Origin of the sequence: Mycobacterium adipatum (genome assembly GCF_001644575.1) — a bacterium.
Classification (GTDB): Bacteria; Actinomycetota; Actinomycetes; order Mycobacteriales; family Mycobacteriaceae; genus Mycobacterium; species Mycobacterium adipatum.
In genome coordinates this window covers 5,493,093-5,512,785 of record NZ_CP015596.1, presented here as the reverse complement: position 1 = coordinate 5,512,785, position 19,693 = coordinate 5,493,093, and the positions used below count along the sequence as shown (strand labels likewise).

21 protein-coding genes and 1 pseudogene are annotated in these 19,693 nt (G+C 68.7%); 8 read left to right on the top strand and 14 right to left on the bottom strand.

Going from position 1 to position 19,693, the window contains the following annotated elements; genetic code table 11:
* Positions 1-12 precede the first annotated feature (12 nt).
* Together A7U43_RS26190 and A7U43_RS26185 are read left to right on the top strand one after the other, a co-directional pair.
* Positions 13-297 carry a hypothetical protein gene (locus tag A7U43_RS26190; protein WP_068000889.1) on the top strand — a complete coding sequence of 95 codons (285 nt, stop codon included), beginning with the start codon at positions 13-15 and terminating at the stop codon, positions 295-297.
* Between the two features lie 8 nt (positions 298-305).
* On the top strand, positions 306-614 hold the full coding sequence (locus tag A7U43_RS26185) for a DUF3349 domain-containing protein (RefSeq protein ID WP_068000885.1): 309 nt from the start codon (positions 306-308) through the stop codon (positions 612-614).
* Here A7U43_RS26185 and A7U43_RS26180 read toward each other — a convergent pair.
* From A7U43_RS26180 to A7U43_RS26165, 4 genes are read right to left on the bottom strand one after another with little or no spacing between them, the layout of a single operon-like run.
* On the bottom strand, positions 611-982 hold the full coding sequence (locus tag A7U43_RS26180) for a VOC family protein (RefSeq protein ID WP_068000883.1): 372 nt from the start codon (positions 980-982) through the stop codon (positions 611-613). The genes A7U43_RS26185 and A7U43_RS26180 overlap by 4 nt on opposite strands.
* Positions 983-1,012: 30 nt before the next feature.
* The gene (locus tag A7U43_RS26175) at positions 1,013-3,103 is read right to left on the bottom strand and encodes an FUSC family protein (RefSeq protein ID WP_068000880.1); all 2,091 of its coding nucleotides are present in this window, start codon (positions 3,101-3,103) and stop codon (positions 1,013-1,015) included.
* 32 nt (positions 3,104-3,135) lie between these two features.
* Positions 3,136-4,005 (bottom strand): SDR family oxidoreductase, encoded by an 870-nt coding sequence (locus A7U43_RS26170; protein WP_068000877.1) that lies wholly within the window; start codon positions 4,003-4,005, stop codon positions 3,136-3,138.
* 18 nt (positions 4,006-4,023) lie between these two features.
* A complete protein-coding gene (locus A7U43_RS26165) occupies positions 4,024-4,971 on the bottom strand; it encodes a 1,4-dihydroxy-2-naphthoyl-CoA synthase (protein WP_068000875.1) in 948 nt (315 codons plus the stop codon).
* Between the two features lie 72 nt (positions 4,972-5,043).
* Here A7U43_RS26165 and A7U43_RS26160 point away from each other — a divergent pair, with 72 nt between their 5' ends.
* Positions 5,044-5,319 (top strand): hypothetical protein, encoded by a 276-nt coding sequence (locus A7U43_RS26160; protein WP_068000871.1) that lies wholly within the window; start codon positions 5,044-5,046, stop codon positions 5,317-5,319.
* 12 nt (positions 5,320-5,331) lie between these two features.
* On the opposite strand, the gene map is transcribed toward A7U43_RS26160, so the two are convergent.
* The gene (gene map, locus A7U43_RS26155; RefSeq protein WP_068000869.1) at positions 5,332-6,096 is read right to left on the bottom strand and encodes a type I methionyl aminopeptidase; all 765 of its coding nucleotides are present in this window, start codon (positions 6,094-6,096) and stop codon (positions 5,332-5,334) included.
* Between the two features lie 88 nt (positions 6,097-6,184).
* Between map and A7U43_RS26150 the strand changes: the two genes are divergently transcribed.
* A complete protein-coding gene (locus A7U43_RS26150; RefSeq protein ID WP_068003817.1) occupies positions 6,185-6,451 on the top strand; it encodes a helix-turn-helix domain-containing protein in 267 nt (88 codons plus the stop codon).
* A 59-nt stretch (positions 6,452-6,510) separates the two neighbouring features.
* Here A7U43_RS26150 and A7U43_RS30745 read toward each other — a convergent pair.
* A pseudogene (locus A7U43_RS30745) lies at positions 6,511-6,677 on the bottom strand (IS481 family transposase); the annotation flags it as partial.
* A gap of 290 nt (positions 6,678-6,967) precedes the next feature.
* Between A7U43_RS30745 and A7U43_RS26145 the strand changes: the two are divergent.
* Entirely contained in the window at positions 6,968-8,272 is a 1,305-nt protein-coding gene (locus A7U43_RS26145) for an HNH endonuclease signature motif containing protein (protein ID WP_068000867.1), read from the top strand.
* A gap of 172 nt (positions 8,273-8,444) precedes the next feature.
* Here the strand turns inward: A7U43_RS26145 and A7U43_RS26140 are convergent, their stop codons facing one another.
* The 8 genes from A7U43_RS26140 to A7U43_RS26105 all read right to left on the bottom strand — a co-directional run bounded on the left by A7U43_RS26140 (position 8,445) and on the right by A7U43_RS26105 (position 15,318).
* Complete coding sequence (locus tag A7U43_RS26140; RefSeq protein WP_068000864.1) at positions 8,445-8,894, bottom strand: nitroreductase family deazaflavin-dependent oxidoreductase; 450 nt, start codon at positions 8,892-8,894, stop codon at positions 8,445-8,447.
* Between the two features lie 63 nt (positions 8,895-8,957).
* Positions 8,958-9,632, bottom strand: coding sequence for an HAD family hydrolase (locus A7U43_RS26135; protein ID WP_082902485.1), 675 nt, complete (start codon positions 9,630-9,632; stop codon positions 8,958-8,960).
* A 14-nt stretch (positions 9,633-9,646) separates the two neighbouring features.
* Positions 9,647-10,885, bottom strand: coding sequence for a GNAT family N-acetyltransferase (locus A7U43_RS26130; protein ID WP_068000859.1), 1,239 nt, complete (start codon positions 10,883-10,885; stop codon positions 9,647-9,649).
* A gap of 54 nt (positions 10,886-10,939) precedes the next feature.
* Complete coding sequence (locus A7U43_RS26125) at positions 10,940-11,557, bottom strand: SOUL family heme-binding protein (RefSeq protein ID WP_068000856.1); 618 nt, start codon at positions 11,555-11,557, stop codon at positions 10,940-10,942.
* Positions 11,558-11,603: 46 nt separating this feature from the next.
* Entirely contained in the window at positions 11,604-12,812 is a 1,209-nt protein-coding gene (locus A7U43_RS26120; RefSeq protein WP_068003815.1) for an RNA polymerase sigma factor, read from the bottom strand.
* 61 nt (positions 12,813-12,873) lie between these two features.
* The gene (locus tag A7U43_RS26115) at positions 12,874-13,095 is read right to left on the bottom strand and encodes a hypothetical protein (RefSeq protein ID WP_068000853.1); all 222 of its coding nucleotides are present in this window, start codon (positions 13,093-13,095) and stop codon (positions 12,874-12,876) included.
* 64 nt (positions 13,096-13,159) lie between these two features.
* Entirely contained in the window at positions 13,160-14,761 is a 1,602-nt protein-coding gene (gene fadD8 / locus A7U43_RS26110; RefSeq protein ID WP_068000849.1) for a fatty-acid--CoA ligase FadD8, read from the bottom strand.
* A 98-nt stretch (positions 14,762-14,859) separates the two neighbouring features.
* Positions 14,860-15,318: a YciI family protein gene (locus A7U43_RS26105; RefSeq protein ID WP_068000846.1), complete on the bottom strand. Its 459-nt coding sequence runs from the start codon at positions 15,316-15,318 to the stop codon at positions 14,860-14,862.
* 145 nt (positions 15,319-15,463) lie between these two features.
* On the opposite strand from A7U43_RS26105, the gene A7U43_RS26100 reads away from it, so the two are divergent.
* Genes A7U43_RS26100 through A7U43_RS26090 form a run of 3 tightly spaced genes read left to right on the top strand, consistent with a single transcriptional unit; the run spans position 15,464 to position 19,631 of the window.
* Positions 15,464-17,086 carry an amidohydrolase gene (locus A7U43_RS26100; RefSeq protein WP_068000842.1) on the top strand — a complete coding sequence of 541 codons (1,623 nt, stop codon included), beginning with the start codon at positions 15,464-15,466 and terminating at the stop codon, positions 17,084-17,086.
* 30 nt (positions 17,087-17,116) lie between these two features.
* Positions 17,117-18,679 (top strand): long-chain-fatty-acid--CoA ligase, encoded by a 1,563-nt coding sequence (locus A7U43_RS26095; protein ID WP_068000839.1) that lies wholly within the window; start codon positions 17,117-17,119, stop codon positions 18,677-18,679.
* Positions 18,680-18,731: 52 nt separating this feature from the next.
* Positions 18,732-19,631 (top strand): o-succinylbenzoate synthase, encoded by a 900-nt coding sequence (locus A7U43_RS26090; RefSeq protein ID WP_068000836.1) that lies wholly within the window; start codon positions 18,732-18,734, stop codon positions 19,629-19,631.
* Positions 19,632-19,693: the final 62 nt, after the last annotated feature.

Below are 19,693 nucleotides of genomic sequence, written 5' to 3'. Positions count from 1 at the left end.
CAAGGAACTCACATGGCTTACCTGGAGAGCATTCTGAAGGTGCTCGGCATCGGACTGCTGCTGGGCGCGGGTCTGCCCGCCGTGTTCGCGCTCGGTCTGGTGGCCTACGCCCGCGGCGAGGGGGGCGACGGCACGGATTCCGCGGCGGTTGCGCCGAACCCCGCGCTGAAAGTCCTCGGGATCGCCGCGTTCGTGTTCGTCGGCTGGGTGATCGTGACCGCGGTGCTGTGGATCACCAGGGCCACGATCATTCACCACACCGGTGTGGACCTGTTCCCGTTCCTGCCCAAGAAGTGAGACGACACATGACTGAGAGCAAGTCCGTTCTGGAAAACGTGCTGGACTGGTTGCACCAGGGGTACCCCGAGGGGGTGCCGCGGACCGACTACTTCGCGTTGCTGGCGCTGCTGAAGCGCTCGCTGACCGAGGAAGAGGTCATCAAGGCAGCCCAGTCGGTACTGCGCACCAGCGACGGCGACACCCCTGTCACCGAGGCGGAGATCAGCGGCGCCATCCAGCTGATCACCGACAAGGAGCCCAATCCCGAAGAGCTGCACCAGGTCGCATCCCGGTTGGCGTCGGTGGGTTGGCCGCTGGCGGCACCGGCGCGCTAGTCTCTGGTATCGCGGCGCAGTGGGTGGGCGTCGGGAACCTGGACGAAGATCAGGGTGACACCGTCGGGATCCACGACGTGCATCTCATGCAACCCCCACGGTTCCTCGGCGGCGGACCGGGCGATGGTCACTCCGCGGCCGGTCAGTTCCGTCTCGGTCGCATAGACGTCGCGCACCTGCAACCACAGACTGCCGCCGGCCGACGGACCGCCGTGCGCGGCGAGCTCGATCAACGACTGCCCGGCGTAGAAAACGGTGCCCCCGCCGTATTCGCGGGCGACGGCCAGCCCGATCCGGTCGCGATAGAACTCGACGGACTCCGGGTAGCCGGCCGGCCGGATCAGCATGCGGCTGGCCAGGATCTCCATACAGATGTGTCTATCACGGGTCGGCCGGCCCTAACCGCCCGGATACAGCAGTTCGAGTTCGCCGAGGTGGGCCGCGACGGTGAGCAGCGGCAGTGCCGCGGACACCGCGAGCGTGTTGTGCCCGGCTTCGGCGCGCAGCGCCAGCACGAAGTCGTCACTGATGGGTGGTCCCGACGCCCCTTTTTCGGCGCACACCGCCTCGGCGTGCTGTTCCAGTAGCTCGCGCGCCCGCGGATACACCCCGAGCGGGGGTGGCACCACGTCGGCCACCAACTCCGCGGCGGCCCGCACCCGCACCGCCCGGTTGGCGGCCCGAACGATGGGGGCGCGCACATCGGTGTGCCCGCCATTCTCCGAAAGATATTGCCGCACAGCATCATCGAGAGTTCGACTGGCTTCCAGTGCGCTGCGGCTGAGTGAGAAGACCTGGTTGTCGGTGGCTTCGGAGGACCCGCGGATGACCCGCTGCACCGCCGCCCGCAGCAGCGCGACGCCCGCCGCGTGGGCGTGGTCCACCGCCACCGCCACCGACGCCGATGCACCCCGCGGCCACAGCAACACCGAGACCGTGACGCCGACCAGCGCACCGACCACGACATCCTCGACCCGGATCAGTCCGACCGCCCAGCCCGAGGGCTGGATGAGGTTGAAGATGATCAGCACCATCATCGTGAACGCCGCCTGCCCGGCGATGAAGGAGGCCACCTCGGGGACGAAGGCCGACCCGAAGGCCACCACCGGCAGCAGGAGCCACATGACCACCGGGTCGACGCCGACCAACTCGATGACGAGGACACCCAAGCCGAACCCGATGGCGGTGCCGGCCACCGCGCGCAGCACCCGGGTGCCGGTGGTCAGGGCACTGCTGCGCAGGACCGACAAGGCGCCCAGGACCACCCAGAACCCGTGTTCCACCGGGAACACGTGCGTCACGGCGACGGCCAAGGCCAGGCCCAAACCGGTGCGAAGGCTGTTGCGCAGCACCAGTGCCCGGGTGGCCAGGAAGCCCTTCGTGATGGCCGCGACGGCCGTCGTCTCGGGCATCACCCAGTCCGCGGCGCCGGTCGGTGGCAGCCCGCGACCGAGCACCCGCGCCCACACCGGCCGGGCGTCGGCCAGCGCGGCATTGCGGATGATGCGTCCGGTGACCCCCACGGTGGCCGAGAAGGTGCGGCGTCCCAACAGCATCCGGCCGACCTGGACGGCGGTGCCGTCATCGGGCACGGCCAGGATCTGCTCGATGTCCTCGCGGTAGCGACCCTGAGCCACCGCCCGGAGATCGGTCAACGCGGCGCTGAGTTCGGCGCCGCGGACGGCGCGCAGCCGCGGGTCGGCGATGCTCAGCACCGCCGTGCAGTCGCGCAGCACCGCGACGATGGGGGGTTTCATATCGCCGAGCGCGGCACCGGTCCGGTCGGTGATCCGGTCGGACAGCCACCCGAGGTCGTCGACCACGCGGACCAGTGCCCGGCTGCCCGCGGTCAGGGCGACCGGGCGGAAATCGGCGTTGACGAAGTTGGCCCACAGCGCGTTCATGGCCCGGGTGACATCCCTGGTCGACGCCACGCCCTCCAGACAATCCGTGAGGGCCCGGCAGACGCTGGCCGCGTGCCGGCGTAGTTCGTCGTGATGGCGCGGCGGCAGCAGGAACAGCGCCGCCGGCACACACACGGCGAGTGCGATCAGCCAGCCCGAGAGCCGCTCGACGATCGGTCCCGGTGGGGTACAGGCCGGCAGTACGAAGGTCAGCAGGGTGGCGCGCTGGCCCGCCGCGATCGTCTCGCTGAGCACCCCGGCGAACATCACCGTCACGCCGAGGACGAACATCAACCCGACACTGAGCCACGGGTAGGGGGCGACCAGGGTGCCGATGCTGATCAGCACCGCGCCGTTGAATCCCAGTCCGGCGTAGGCCAGCGCGCGCGCCGACCGGTTGCCGGGGAAGTCGGCGATGATCAGCAGCGCCACCGAGCCGAAGATCGCGAACATCGGAGCCTGGGTGTCGCCGGCGACGAGGAAGCTGACGGCGGCCGCGACGGGCAGGACGATGCCCGCCCTGGCGGCACGCCGCAGCGCGTCGTGTTCGGGGTCGCGCTGCTGGATCCGGTCCAGGGTCAGCATGAGAGCCGATGGTAGGTGGCGTGCTGTGAAATTTAGGAGGACTCCACGACGCCGCGCTTCATGATCACGCCCAGCAGTCCCGGGGCCACGCTGTCCAGCGCCTTGGCGGTGACCGCCATCCGCGGCGCGATGCGGACCGGCCGGGTGCGGGCCGCGGTCACCATCCAGTCGGCGGCCTCCTCGGCCGACAACCCCGGCATCGCCACGAATGCCTGGGTGGGCTCGATCATCGGGGTTTTCACCAGCGGGTAGTACAGCGTGGTCGAATGCACGCCCTTGCCCGACCATTCCGTCTCGGCGACCCGGCTCACCGCGGTGAGGGCCGCCTTGGACGCCTGATACGCACCGAACAGCGGCGACGATTCGTTCATCACCCCCCAGGTGGACACGTTGATGACGTGCCCGTCACCGCGCGCGACCATGCCGGGCACCAGGGCACGCATCAGGCGCAGTGGTGCGTAATAGTTCAGCGCCATCGTGCGCTCGATGTCATGCCAGCGTTCCAGTGACTCGATCAACGGCCGCCGGATCGACCGGCCGGCATTGTTGACCAGGATGTCCACGCCCCCATGGCTTTCGATCACCCGGGCGGCCAAGGCGTCGACGGCGTCGAGATCGGACAGATCTGCGGTGACGGCCTCGGCGATGCCGCCGTTGTCGCGGATCCGGTCGGCCACTCCGTCGAGCAGGTCCGCGCGGCGGGCCACCACGATGACGCTGGCGCCCAGCTTGGCCAGCTTCACCGCCGACGCCGCGCCGATCCCGGAGGAGGCGCCCGTGATCAGCACGCGCTTACCGCGCAGCTCCACCTCGGGGCCGCGACCGAGATACTCGGTCAGCGGCGGGCGCATGCTGGTCAGCAGCACGGCGTCGGACAGCCGGCGCAGCGGATTCTTGCTCATGTCCCAATTCCTCACAGCTCAGAAGTAACGGGGGAAACCGCTCCAGTCCGGGTCGCGCTTTTCGAGGAACGCGTCCCGGCCTTCCACGGCCTCATCGGTCATGTACGCCAAACGCGTTGCCTCGCCGGCGAACACCTGCTGGCCGACCAGTCCGTCGTCGATCAGGTTGAAACCGAACTTGAGCATTCGAATGGCCTGCGGGGACTTGCCGTTGATCTCCTCGGCCCATTGCAGCCCGGTGGTCTCCAGATCCGCATGATCGACGACCTCGTTCACGGCGCCCATCTGGCACATGGTCTGTGCGTCGTAGGCCCGGCCGAGGAAGAAGATCTCACGGGCGAATTTCTGCCCGGTCTGCCGCGCGAGGTAGGCGCTGCCGAAGCCGCCGTCGAAGCTGCCGACATCGGCATCGGTCTGCTTGAACCTGGCGTGTTCGCGGCTGGCCAGGGTGAGGTCGCAGGTCACGTGCAGGCTGTGCCCGCCGCCGGCCGCCCATCCGTTGACCAGGCAGATCACCACCTTGGGCATGAACCGGATGAGCCGCTGCACCTCCAGGATGTGCAGCCGCCCGGCGCGCGCCGGGTCGACGGTCTCGGCGGTCTCGCCCTCGGCGTACTGGTAGCCCGAGCGGCCCCGGATGCGCTGGTCGCCACCGGAGCAGAATGCCCAGCCGCCGTCCTTGGCCGACGGGCCGTTGCCGGTCAGCAGGATGACACCAACGTCGGGGGACATCCGGGCGTGGTCGAGCACGCGGTAGAGCTCGTCGACGGTGTGCGGACGGAACGCGTTGCGCACCTCGGGGCGGTCGAAGGCGATCCGGACGGTGGGTTGGCGCACTCCGTCGACGACGTGCCGGTGGTAGGTGATGTCGGTCAGTTCGAAGCCGTCGACGGGCTGCCAGCGGGACGGATCGAACGGGTTCGCAGAGGTCACAGAGGAGACTGTATCGGCTGTGACGATGGCCATGATTGGGCCGCGGCCTGGCGGGGTACAAACCTCGCGACGATGCGTATGGGACGCACGAGGTAGGAGTTCGCGATGAAGCGCTCGGCAAGTGTGGTGTTGGCAGGGTTGGCCGTCGGGGCCGCGTTGGTCGGTTGCTCACCGTCGGTGACCGGTGGTGACACCAAGTGTGAGGACTTCATCGGCTCGGACGAGAAGACCCAGAACGAAGCGGTTGCCAAGATGCTCAAGGACGAAAAGGGCACGGACGCAGCCCAGTTGGAGGTCACCGGGACTCGGTTGGCCGTGCAGACCTGGTGTCAGACCGCGGGGACCCCGGAGTCGAAGATCAAGGAAGCCCCGCACCTGTAGCGGGTTCGGCCGTCACCGGCGGGTCAACACGAGGGGTGGTCCGTCGGTGACGGCGATGGTGTGCTCGGAATGGGCGGTGCGCGATCCGTCGGCCGACCGGATGGTCCAACCGTCGCGGTCGTAGACGATCCTGTCGGTGCCCTGGGCGAACCAGGGTTCCAGAGCCAGGGTCAGTCCCGGTTTGAGTTTCAGTCCGCGTCCGGCGCGGCCACGGTTGGAGACGTGTGGGTCCTCGTGCATGGTGCGCCCCAGGCCGTGGCCGCCGAAGTCGGTGTTGACTGGGTAGCCGTAATCGTCGGCGACCGCGCCGATCGCGGCCGAGATGTCGCCGAGCCGGTTCCCGGGCACAGCGGCGGCGATCGCCGCGTCCAGGGCGCGCTCGGTGGCCTCGATGACGCGCAGGTCCTCGGGTCGGGGTGTCCCCACGACGAGGCTGCGGGCCGAATCGGCCACCCAGCCGTCGATCGACACGGCGATGTCCATGCTCAGCAGGTCCCCGTCGCGCAGCGCGTAGTCGTGCGGAAGACCGTGGAGCACAGCATCATTGACCGATAGACAGATGACGTTGCGGAACGGGCCACGGCCGAATGCCGGTGCGTAATCCCAATAGCAGGACACCGCGCCGCGCTCGTCGATCAGCTGGCGGGCCCGGAGCTCCAGGTCGAGCAGATTGACGCCGACGGCGGCGCGACCCTGCAGGTCGTCGAGCAGTTCGGCGATGAACGCGCCGGTGGTGCGCATCTTCTCGATCTCGTCGGGCGTCTTCAGTTCCAGCATGCGGCATCCTCGTCTGCGGAGCGGTATAGAAATACCACAGTAGCCGAGGCTGCGGTATTTTCATACCGCGTGACGTATGGTTGTCGGCGTGGTCCGATCGCCCTTAACTCCGCAGCAACGTGCCGCCGGCCAGCGTCTGGGTGCGTTCCTGCGTGAATGTCGGGGCGACCGGAAGCCGGCCGAGGTGGCGCACGCCGCCTCGATCTCGCCGGAGACTCTGCGCAAGATCGAGACCGGGCGCCTCGCCACGCCGGGTTTCGCCACCGTCGCGGCGCTCGCCACGGTGCTGGGGATCCCGCTGGATGAACTCGCACGCATCTGCTTGCCTGAGATGGATTTACCCAGCACCGGTTAGGTATTGCCCGGTGTCCGACTCCCGACTGCGTGACGCCGACCTTCGGCGGGCAGCATTGCTCGTCTCCACCTGGTTTCGAGCACCTTGACACGTTTGCGTAACTCGTAGAACGAGTTTCGTGTAGGCGATGCTCGGCACTGAACATCGAGACCGCTCTGCGAGGCGCGTCGGGCCCTTGGGAGATCGCGAGGCGGACACGAGGATCGATGGGTTCATTGACAGCCACCGCCTAAGCCTCGAGGCAGAAGTGTCACCACCAAGACCCCTCAAAGTGTCACCGATGTCCTGATGCAGAACTGTCACCGATGTCTTGAGACATAACACTTGCGTGGCGCGGTTGTCCGGCGTACTATCGAACATAAGTTCGAATGCGACGTAGCTCCCACATAGCGGTTCGGTGAGCTGCAGACCGCGACTTCGGTCGCCGCCAGGTTCGACGTCCCCTTCGGGGACTGCCGGACTGTATTGACTGATCGTGCCTTGTGTGGGCACCTTCTGTGGAAGCCGGTATCCACTGTGGACGCCACCGATCTCGATACGTTTGTTGATGCGTTGATCGATGACCTCACCCCTGCCGCCGTGCGGGATGGGGATCGCACCCTGTTTCATCTGCTGGACAGCCCCAGGCGGATTCTTGATGACGAGGCGGTGGTGGCGGTGCTGGCGGCCGCGGTCACCCTGCGCAACCTGGCCGACCATGTGATCGCCTCGGCGGTCGCGGCCGCGGAGCGGGCCGGGATCCCGGCGCGTAAGCGTCTGCGCACGGGGGCCGATCTGCTCACCAGTATCGGGGTGGCTCCGGGTGCGGCGTATCGGGCGGCGCGGGTGGGGCGGGCGGCAGAGGCTCTGCCGGCGTTGACGGCGCAGCAGCGTCTCGGTGGGGTCGGGATCGAGTTCGCCGACGCCGTCGGCAAGGGCGTCGCGCATATCGAATCCCGTGTCGCGTTGTCCGATGACGAGCGCGCCGAGGTTGTCAGGGCGCTGATGGTTCAGACCACTCCGTCGGGGGTGGACAAGACGGCCCGCGGGATCGCCATCGAGAAGGTCAAATCCCACCCGGTCGACGACACAGCGGTGCCAGTGGCGGAGAACACCGACCTCAACGACATGAGCGTGGTGCCGACCGGTGACGGGCGCCTCAGCGCGACCCTGGATCTTGATGTGCTCACCGGCGAAGAACTGCTCGCCGCCCTGGACCCGCTGTGCCGGCCGGTCCCGCTGCCGGACGGATCCCCGGATCCCCGCCCGGTCGGGCGGCGCCGCGCCGACGCCTTCGGGCAGATCCTGCGCACCTACCTGTCTGGTTCGGGGCGCCCGATGAGCGGTGGGGTGCTCCCGCACGTCACCCTCATCCGCCCCACCACAGCCGGGTCGGTGGACACGCTCGGGTTCGGCGGGCCCATCACCACCGCGACCGCGGAGCTGATCGCCTGCGACAGCACCCTCACGACGGTGACCGTCGATGGTGCGGGCGCACCGCTGGATGTGGGGCGCAGCGAACGGCTCTTCACCCCGGCCATCCGCAAAGGCCTGGCGGTCCGCGACGGGGGCTGCGCGCACCCCGGCTGCGGGCGGCCGGTGTCCTGGTGCGACGCCCACCACATCACCCCCTGGGAGCATGGCGGCACCACCAGCCTCGACAACGGGGTCCTGCTGTGTCGGCTCCACCACACCGCCATCCACCACGGCGGCTGGCAGGTCTACCTCGGCCCCGACCGCCACCCCTGGTTCATCCCACCGCATGACCCGACCGGACCCGAACCGGCGCATCTGCGCTCGCACGCCCGACGCACCATGACCGACCTACCCACGGCTGCATAACCCAAACTTGCACGGCACCTTGACAACTGGACAGTGAAACCCGTCCCGCACAGCGGGTCCGGCGGCACAACATCCCGCCGGACCCGCGGCGACCGATCGACCCCGGTTGAAGCTCAACGGACGCAACCCGTGTCGGCACGGTGGCCCGCCGCACCGAGACGGCCGCCGGTTATCAGATTTCGTCGAACCGGAACACCGGCAGTCGGCCGGCCAGCGCCTCGAACTCGTCGGGGGTGCCCTCGGTGACCAGGCCGGCGTTGCGGACGAAGCTCACCCCGGTGGGCACCAGGGTCGGGAATTGGCGAAGCAACGGGCGCGCCTGCTCGGCGGGCATCTCGGTCATCCGGACCTGCTGTGTCCGACGGCCCTGGTGCAGGGTCGCCGTCCCGGCCGCACGGGCATTGGCGACCCAGTCCGCGCCCGGCAACCCGCCCACCACATAACGGGCTCCGTCCACCGTCATCGGCGTGACAGGCGTGGTCCGCGGCTTCCCCGTCTTGCGGCCGGCGACCGTCAGGATCGCCGGACCCTTTTCGCCGCCGACGCCCAGCTTGGACAGCCCGATGAACACCTTGTTGACGTACTTCAGCCACCACGGTGGCCGTACCCTTTGCTCAGCCATTCCCCGAGACTAAGTCACCCGGGCCAGGTCGCGCTGATCCGTTGTCGCAGTGCAACTTTCCGGTCAGACATGCAGTCCGTGTGCCCGCAGCGCCGCGATCAGGCCGTCGAGGCGCTGTGCCGTGGGCAGCGGATCGACCAGGGCGAAGGCGCACCCGACGGCCCGTGCCCCGCCATCGGCCTCCTCGCTGTCGCCGACCATCAGCGCGTCGGCGGGCTCGACACCGAGGCGCGCCAGCGCGGTTTCGAAGATCACCGGATCCGGCTTGACCGCGCCGATCTCGAAGGACAGCACGTACTCGTCGGCTGCGGTACCGGCGGTGGCCAGCGCGGGCCGCAGATCGAAGGCGATATTCGACACCACCGCGGTCTTGATCCCGGCGTCGCGCAAGCCGTTCAGCGTGGCGGCGGTGTCCGGGTACGGCGTCCAGGAGGCCGGGTCGACCAGCTTGGGATACAGCGCCGCGGCATCGTCCCCGGTCAGACCGGACTCGCGCAGCACATGTAGGTACGCCTCGCGGTGCAGATGCGGCTCCAGATCGCGGTTGGCCCAATTGTGCTGCTGCTCTTCCGACATCGGCACCGAGCTGCCGGTGGGCGCGGTGACCCGGCGCATCAGCTCGGCCTGCACGAGGCCGTCGACCGCTTTCTCGTCCACGGTGATGCCGTCGAACCAGCTGTCGTCCTCCTCGAGCCGGAACAGGGTGCCGGAGAAATCGAAGAGCACTGCCTTGATCACGGAATCCGTCCTCACTAGAAGTGGTCGGGGATCGCGGGGGCGACGGGCCAGCCGAAGGCGGCGGCGGCCCGGTGCGCCGACCCCGGGGTGTGCTCATCGACCAACCCCGCCGCCACCAACTGGGCCACGCTGGTCCCGCCCAGGTACACCGCGCCTAGGTCACGTGCGGACATCGTGAGATCGGCGGGTGCGGTGGTCCTTTCGCACGCGGCGCCGTCGAGGTCGCCGCGCAGCCGGAAGCTGCCGGTGTTCCAGGGGCAGAATTCGTCGTGCACGCCCACCACGATATCGACGGGTGCGCCGTAGCGACGCAGTGCGAGGGCGCGGTCCACCTCGACCAGCCGGACGAAGATACCGTCGACCACCTCGCATTGCAGAGCCCGTTGATCGGCGACCAGGTAGCGCAGCGGCTCGTCGATCGCGGCCCCGTCGTACTTGATACTGCGAATTAGGTCGATCTCCAGCAGAAAACGCCACATGCGGGCGTAGGCACGCGGATTGGTGGCCCGCACCTCCCCGATGTGCAGGGTGCCGTTGGGTCCGGTCGCCGCCCAGTCGGACTTGGGGCGGTAGACCGCGTAACCGCTGGGGGTGCCGTCGGCCTCGTGGTGCAGCGCGAACCGGATCCGTCCGCTGTCCTTGCGCCGTTCATCGTTGTCATGGATCTGGTAGTTCCACCACGCGGCGGGTCGGTTCATCCGGCCGGGCAGCCCCGCGATGGCCCGGTCATAGATCGCCGGGCCGACGGACAGCAGCGTCTCGGCGTCGGTCTCGGACACCGAACCGTCGCCCAGCTCTACCTCCGGACGGAAACCCAAGTCCCGCACCTGCCCGGACAGCACGACATTCTGGCTGGCCGATCCGTACCCGAACCGGCCGTAGATCGCGGTTTCCGAGGCGAACAGCATGGCCAGCGCCTCGGTGCCGCGGTCCCGGATCCCGTCGAGCTGATGGCGCATCATCCGGGTCAGCAGACCCCGACGGCGGTGCGCGGGCGATACGGTCACCGCCGTGACGGCGGCCACCGGGACCTGCGCGTCGCCGGGCAGGTTCACCTGCTTGCGGTAATCACCCGCGGTGGCGACCCAGCGGTTCCCGTCGTGGAAGCCGAACATGCGGTCGAAATCGGTGATCTTGCGCGATAATTCGGTCTCGTCGTCCTGCGGCTCCTCCAGGAACACCGAATACAACGCAGCATTGAACGCTCGGAAGTCGTCGTCATCGCGGACGGTACGCAGGATCAGTTCAACCACATACTCATGTCTACCGTGCCGCCCCGCGTGAATGCGCGTCCTTTTTTGGCGGCGCTAGATCGGGATGGCGACCTCGTTGCGGCGTCGAAAAGGCAGTGTCCACGGTGGATCGTAGAACCACGCGACCGCATCGCCTGCCGGCTCGATGCCGTTGTCCCGTAGCGTCCGCGTCAGCTCCTCGGTCCGCCGCGCGACCGCCGACGGGCTCCGGTCCCCGCTGAACCGGACCACCGCCACGGTCTCCGGCGGCACCCTGACCAGCCGGACGTCCTCGTCATCGGGTGTCGGCAGTGTCTCCATCGACCATGTCGACGGCATGAAGAACCGGACGGTCCATCCGCCGTCGGCGCTGCCGGTCTGGGCCACGGGCGCCGTCATGGCGATTTTCTCGGCGGAGCGCTGCTGGCTGACCGGCGCGGTCATCGCGATCTCGGTGTTGCGGTGGTTGCCGCCGAAGATATAGGAGGCCACCTTGCGGAAGCCCCGGTACAGGGCGTCCTGCCGGTCACCGGTGATCGTGGTTTCGGCGGCGATCCGGCCCCCGTACTGCCGGATCTCGACGCTGTCGGTCAGTGGCCGGCTGATGTGGTGCGGCTCCTCGACGGTGCGGATGCCGACGATCGAGAGCACGGACTCCCCGACCTGGCCGGCCAGCGTGATGACACGGTTCATGGCGACGCTCCCTTCCTGTCCAGAGGTATTCGGTACCGAGCCGCGTTCAGATGACTCGCGGTGCCGAACCGGAGGCGCGCGCGGCCTTCTTCAGCAGCACGGCGCGTTCGGCAGCGTTGGCGGCCAACGCCGCAGCAGCGGTGAACTCGGCTGCGGCCTCGTCGTCGCGGCCGAGCCGCGCCAGCAGCTCACCGCGCACGCTGGGCAGCAGATAGGAGCCCTCGAGTCCGCCGATGGCATCGACGATCGGCAGGGCCACCGCCGGGCCATTGGCCATCGCCACGGCCACCGCTCGGTTGAGTTCGACGACCGGGGATGCGGCGATCTGGCGCAGCGCGTCGTAGAGCGCGACGATGCGGTCCCAGTCGGTGTCGGCCGCCGTCGGCGCCACGGCATGGCATTCGGCGAGCGCGGCCTGTAGCGCATACGGGCCCCAGCCCCGCTGCCCGCGTGCGGCGCTGCTGCGTTCCAGTGCGGCGACGCCGCGGCGGATCTGGGCGCGGTCCCACCGGGTGCGGTCCTGATCCTCCAACAGGACCGGGTTCCCGTCGGCATCGGTGCGGGCGGCGAACCGCGACGCCTGGAACTCCATCAGGGCCACCAGGGCATGCACCTCCGACTCGTCCGGGACGAGGGCTGCCAGCACCCGCCCCAGCCGCAGGGCCTCACTGCACAATTCGTCCCGGATCCAGCGTTGCCCCGCCGACGCCGCATAGCCCTCGTTGAAGATCAGGTAGATCACCGCCAGCACCGCGGACAGGCGGGCGCCGAAATCGGCGCGATCGGGCACCTCGAACGCCATCCCGGCCAGTGCCTTCTTGGCCCGGGTGATCCGCGCGGCGACCGTCACGCGGGACGTCAGGAAGGCCCGGGCGATCTCGTCGGCACTCAAACCGCCGACGACGCGCAGGGTCAGCGCGATCTGCGATTCGCGGGACAGCGCCGGGTGGGCGGCGATGAACACCAGCCGCAGCACATCGTCGTCGATGCGGTCGGGATCCCACGCGTCCTCGACGCCGGTTTCGAGTTCCCGCGCCAACACCGCGTACTTGGCATCCAGGTTGTCCCGCCGACGCCACAGATCCACCGCCTTGCGTTTGGCGACGGTGGTCAGCCAGGCGCCCGGGTTGCGGGGGACGCCGGTGGACGGCCACTGGGTCAGGGCATCGAGCAGCGCTTCCTGCGCCAAGTCCTCGGCCAGTCCGACGTCACCGACCGCACGGGTCAACGTGCCGACGATCTTGGCGGCTTCCATCCGCCAGACCGCGTCGACGGTGTCACGCAGATCGGTGTCCGGCACCCCGCCACGCTAACCCCTAGACGGTGTCGTGATCCTGCGCGTCCGCGTGGAAGAAGAACATGCTGGCCACGAAGCTGGTCAGGGAGAGCAGGCCGGCGCCCATCGACAGCCCGATGTTGTCGAACCCGAAGGTGCCGACGGACATCGCGAACCCGACGATGGCGATCATGCTCAGGAACAGCGCCCAGGTGCTGAGCGCCTCGGACCGGGTGGCGGGCGTGGCGGTGCGGTCGTCCATGGCGGCGGGTCCTATCCGGGCGAAGCTACGGGGTCAGCGTTTCTGTACCCCGCTACGCCGCGAATCAACCCACCGAACGTCCCGCACCCGCCCAGAACTGCGCGCGGACGGCCTTCTTGTCGGGCTTGCCCAGGGCGGTGATCGGCACCGAGTCGGCGACTACGACCTGCTTGGGCACCTGCACCGACCCCTTGCGTTCCTTCACCGACGCCTGGATCTCGGCGATCATCGTCTCGACCGCCGCCGCCGAGGTGTCGGCGTCGGGCCGCAGCACCACCACGGCCGTCACCGCCTCACCCCACTTCTCGTCGGGGGTGCCGATCACACACACCTGGGCGACCGACGGGTGTTCGGCCACAACGTCTTCGACCTCGCGGGGGAACACGTTGAACCCCCCGGTGACGATCATGTCCTTGGTGCGGTCGACGATGAAATAGAAGCCGTCCTCGTCCTCCCGGGCCAGGTCCCCGGTGTGCATCCAGCCGTCTTTGAAGGTTTCGGCGGTCGCCTCGGGCAGGTTCCAGTAGCCGCCGGACAACAGTGGGCCGGCCACGCAGATCTCGCCGACCTCGCCCTGAGGAACCGGCTGGCCGTCCTCGCCCAGCAGCGCCACCTTCGCGAACAGGGTGGGCCGCCCGCACGATGTCAGCCGCTTCTCGTCGTGGTCCTTCTTGGACAGGTAGGTGATCACCATCGGCGCCTCGGACTGCCCGTAGTACTGCGCGAAGATCGGCCCGAACCGCCGGATCGCCTCGGCCAGGCGCACCGGGTTCATCGCCGAGGCGCCGTAGTAGACGGTCTCCAGTGAGGACAGGTCGCGGGTGTGACTGTCGGGATGGTCCATCAGCGCATAGATCATCGACGGCACCAGCATGGTCGCGGTGATCTTCTGTTCCTCGATGATCCGCAACACCTCGGCCGGGTCGAACTTCGTCAGCACGATCAGCTCGCCGCCCTTGACGATGACCGGGGTGAAGAACGCGGCGCCGGCGTGGCTCAGCGGTGTGCACATCAGGAAGCGGGGATTTTCCGGCCACTCCCATTCGGCCAGCTGCACCGTCGTCATCGTGGTGATCGACTGGGTCGTGCCGATGACGCCCTTGGGCTTGCCGGTGGTGCCGCCCGTGTAGGTCAGGCCGCCGATGTGGTCGGCGGGCAGGTCCGCGGCGACCAGCGGCTGCGGGGCGTACTTGGCGGCCTCGGCGCTCAGATCCGTCCCGACATCGGCGAGCTCGGAGGGCACCGGGCCGATGGTCAGCACCTGCTTGAGGGAGGGCACCTTCTCCAGCAGTCCCAGCGCGCGCTCGGTGAACATGGGGTTGGGATCGATGATCAGCGAAGTGACCCCGGCGTCGGAGAGCACGTAGGCATGGTCATCCAGCGAGCCGAGAGGGTGTAGTGCCGTCCGCCGGAAACCCTGGGTCTGCCCGGCACCGATGATCATCAGCACCTCCGGGCGGTTCAGTGAGAGCAGCCCGACGGCCGCCCCGGTACCGGCGCCCAGCGCCTCGAAGGCCTGAATGTACTGGCTGATGCGGTCGGCGAGCTCGCCACCGGTCAGGGTGGTGTCCCCGAGGAACAGCACCGGCCGGTCCTTGTGGCGCTTGAGCGCGCCGACGGTGAGGTGGCCGGAGTGCAGGAAATGGCGCAGCTGCTCGTCACTCATAGCTACAGATTAGAACGTGTTACAGATTTACTTTCAAGACGATGTCGAGATCGGCCACGATGAGGCGCGGACCCGTCGGGATCCGCGCCTCGTCGCGCTCAGCGGCCGGCGGCGGCCCGCGCCGTCTTGGCGGCCTTCTCCGCGAGATCGGCCTTCCACTGGATCTCCTTCTGCACCCACGGGTTGTCCGCGGCGAAGTCCTCGATCTCACTGACGCGGCGCACCTCGAGTTTCACGCCCGGGCCCAGGGGGCATTTGCGGGCCCACTGCTTGGCCTCCTCGACCGAGGACGTCTCGATGATCCAGAACCCGTTGAACAACTCCTTGGCCTCGACGTACGGCCCGTCGGTCACCACCGGCGGATCGGAGTCGAAGTCGACGACGAAACCGTCCTCCGGCTGGCACAGGCCCTCACCGGCCAGCATCACCCCGGCCTTGATGAGTTCCTCGTTGTAGCGGCCCATCGACTCGATGATCTGGTCGAACTCGACCCCGGCCATGGCGGCCTCGGCGGCGCTGGGATCGGCAACTCGCATGATGAGCATGTAACGCGACATATCGGTGTCTCCTTCTGATACGGGAAGGGGCACGTCCATCGTGCCCTCATGCACACGTCGAACGGAACCCACCCAGAATCGACACGGGCCGCGAACTTTTCTCATCGCGCACGTCCGACCCCCGCCGCGATCTAGCCTTTCCGGCATGAGCAGCCCAGCGCAGCCGGCCGATCTGATCATCACGGGCACGATCCTCACCGTCGACGACGCGCTGCCCACCGCGCGCAACCTCGCCGTCGCATTCGGGCGGATCGCGGCGGTGGACCTGCCTGACGATGAGCTGGCCAACTGGATCGGCCCCGATACCGCGGTGGTCTCGGCGGGCGACGGCTGCGTGCTGCCCGGTTTCGTTGAGGCACACGGGCATCCGCTGATGGAGGCGGTGGCGCTGTCGGACCGGATGGTGGACATCCGGCCGGTGACACTTCCCGACGCCGACGACGTGGTGGCGGCGGTGCGCGCCGAGGTAGCCCGCCGCGGCGCCCAGGGCGCCTACCTGAACGGGTGGGACCCGCTGCTGCAAAGAGGGTTACCCGAGCCGACGCTGGAGTGGCTGAACGGGCTGGCCGACACCCCACTGGTCATCATTCACAACTCCGGGCACAAGGCGTTCTTCAACTCGGCGGCCGCCGAGATGGCCGGCATCACCCGGGACACGCCGGACCCCAAGGGGGCGCGCTTCGGCCGCGACGGCAACGGCGATCTGGACGGCACCGCGGAGGAATCCGCCGCGGTGTTCCCCCTGATCGGTGGCGCCATCTCGGTGGCGGATTACCCGGCGATGTTGATGGCCGAGTGCGAGCGCCTCAATCGGGCCGGCCTGACCACCTGCTCGGAGATGGCCTTCGATCCGATGTTTCGGCCGATGCTGGCGGCCCTGCACGACCGGTTGACCGTTCGGCTACGCACCTACGAGATGTCCACCGCCCAGCTGCACACCGACGCCGCACCCTTCGACGGGGACGATGTGGTGCGTCAGGTGGGCATCAAGATCTGGGTGGACGGGTCCCCGTGGGTCGGCAACATCGACCTGAGCTTCCCGTATCTGGACACCGATGCCACCCGCACCATCGGGGTGGTGCCCGGGTCCTGCGGGCACGCGAACTACACCCGCGAGCAGCTGGCCGAGATCGTCGGCGCGTTCTACCCGCAGGGCTGGCAGCTGGCCTGCCACGTGCACGGTGACAACGGGGTGGACACCATCCTCGACGTCTACGAGGACGCCCTGCGGGCCCACCCGCGCGATGATCACCGGTTGCGCCTGGAGCACGTCGGCGCCATCACCGATGCGCAGCTGGCCCGTGCCCACGCGCTCGGGGTGACCTGCAGCCTGTTCGTCGACCAACTGCACTACTGGGGTGATGTCATCGTCGACGGACTCTTCGGACCCGAGCACGGTGAGCGGTGGATGCCGTGCGGTTCGGCGGCGGCGACCGGGATGCGCATCTCGCTGCACAACGACCCTCCGGTGACTCCCGAAGAGCCGCTGCGCAATATCAGTGTGGCCGCGACGCGGCGCGCGCCCAGCGGTCGCGTGCTCGCACCGCAGGAGCGCCTCACGGTGGAGCAGGCCATCCGGGCGCAGACCCTCGACGCCGCCTACCAGTTGTTCGCCGACGACCGCATCGGTTCGATCGAGGTCGGCAAGTACGCCGATCTCGTTGTGCTGTCTGCTGATCCACGCGCGGTCGACCCCGAGAAGATCGCCGAACTGCAGGTCCTGGCCACCTACATGGCGGGCCGGCAGGTTCATCCGAAACCCGCATGAGCGGGTAGCCGTCGTGGCAGGCTGTCTGGCATGTCTGAACTGGCTACCCCGCGGTTTCTCGACGAGCGCGTCGCCCACTGGGCGGCCGTCAAACCCGATGCCGAGGCGATCACCTACCTGAGCCGGACCTGGACGTGGTCGCAGTTAGACGACCGGATCCGCCGGGTCGCCGGCGCACTGGCCGCCCGCGGCGTCGGCCGCGGTGACGTGGTCGCCTTCCTGGACAAGAACCACCCGGCCTGTGTGGAGGTCACCCTGGCGGCGGGCTCGCTGGGAGCGGCGACCGCGATCGTGAACTTCCGGCTGGCCGGTGACGAAATCGACTATGTGCTCAACGATTCCGGTACCAAGGTGCTGTTCGTGGGGTCCGAACTGCTACCCGCGGTGACCGCGATCCGGGACCGGTTGCCCGGGGTCACCGATGTCATCGAGGTCGCGCCCGAGGGGGACGACGAGTACGAGGCGATGCTGGCCGCGGCCACCCCGGTGCACCGCTCAGCGGATGTGGATCCCGGCGACACCGTGGTGGTGATGTACTCGTCGGGCACCACCGGGCGACCCAAGGGGGTGGCGCTCAGTCACGCCAACCTCATCGCCCACACCGTGCACGCGTTCGGCGACTGGCCCTTCGACGAGGGTGACAAGAACCTGGTGGCGATGCCGCTGTTCCACGTCGGGGGCACCTCCTACATGCAGTTCGGCCTGCACAACGGGGCCCCGACGTACATGACCCGTGATGTCGACGGGGCGGCGCTGGCCGCCGGCATCCTGGCCGGCGCCTCCCGCACGTTCCTGGTGCCCGCGGTGCTGGCCAAGGTGCTGCAGACCGGGCCCGACGCGGTCAAGCTGTTCGGTGCGCTCAAGACGTTCGCCTATGGGGCGTCGCCGATGCCGTTGCCGCTGCTGCGTGAGGCGCTGGTGGCATGGCCGGACACCGACTTCATCCAGGTGTACGGGTTGACGGAGGTGTGCGGGGTGGCCACGCTGCTGGGACCCGAGGATCACCGCGGCGATGACGAAGAGCGCCTGGTGAGTGCGGGTAGGCCGATCCCGGGTGTCGAGGTCCGCATCGTCGATCCCGAGAGCCTGCAGGACGTTGCGGCCGGCACCCAGGGTGAAATATGGTTCCGCACACCGCAGTTGATGAAGGGTTATCTGAACAAGCCGGAAGCCACCGCCGAGGCGATCACCGCGGACGGCTGGTTCCGCACCGGTGACATCGGCCGGTTGGACGCCGACGGGTACCTGTTCGTCGAGGACCGGATCAAGGACATGATCATCACCGGCGGCGAGAATGTGTACTCGATCGAGGTGGAGCGGATCCTGGCCGAGCATCCCGCGGTCGTCGAGGTGGCGGTGTTCGGTGTGCCCGACGAGAAATGGGGTGAGGCGGTCAAGGCGGTGGTGGCGCTCGACGGCGACGGGGTGACCGAGGCCGAGCTGATCGCCTGGGCGCGCGAGCATCTGGCCGCCTACAAGTGCCCCAAGACCGTCGATATCATGGACGCCCTGCCGCGAAACCCGACCGGCAAGATCCTGAAGAAAGACCTGCGGCAACCGCACTGGGAGGGTCGCGATCGCGCCACCGTTTGAGTGTCCGCCCTGCGCCGACCTGCTGGATCGCCTGCACGTCGTCGCGCTGCCGATGCGGGTGCGGTTCCGCGGCATCACGGTGCGGGAGGTGGCGCTCTTCGACGGGCCGGCCGGCTGGGGGGAGTTCGGTGCCTTCGGTGAGTACGAGCCGCCCGAAGCGGCACACTGGCTGGCCTCGGCCATCGAGGCCGCCTACCGGCGGCCGCCCGACCCGCTGCGCGATGTCATCCCGGTCAACGCGACCGTTCCCGCCGTCGCACCGGAGCGGGTGCCCGAGGTGCTGGCGCGGTTTCCGGGGGCGCAGACCGCGAAGGTGAAGGTCGCCGAGCCCGGCCAGACGCTGGCCGATGATGTCGCGCGGGTCGAGGCGGTGCGCGCCGTGCTGCCCAAGGTGCGCGTCGACGCCAACGGCGGCTGGAGCGTGCCCGAAGCGGTGGCCGCGGCCGAGGCGCTGGGGGAGCTGGAGTACATCGAACAGCCCTGTGCCACAGTCGAAGAACTCGCGGCGCTACGGCGCCGGATCGATGTGCCGATCGCGGCCGACGAATCGATTCGCAAGGCGGCGGATCCATTTCGGGTGGTCGCGCTGGGGGCCGCCGATATCGCCGTGGTGAAGGTGGCGCCGCTGGGCGGGGTGCACCCGCTGCTGGGCATCGCCGCCGCGATCGGCATCCCGGTGGTGGTGTCGAGCGCGTTGGACAGTGCCGTCGGCATGTCCCGCGGGCTGCTGGCCGCGGGCTGCCTGCCGGAGTTGCCCTACGCCTGCGGGCTGGGTACCGGCGGGCTGTTCGTCGAGGACGTGGTGGCGCCGGTTGTCCCGGTGGGTGGCGTTCTGCCGGTGGGGCCGGTGATCCCGGACCCGGCCCGGTTGGCCGCGCTGGCCGCGCCGGCGGCGCGGCGGCAATGGTGGATCGACCGGATTCGCGCCTGCTATCCGTTGGTGTGCCGGTGAGGCGCTCGGCCGGGCTGTCCTGATCTGTGGGATACCCGGCGTAGACGCCATCGAGAATCGCG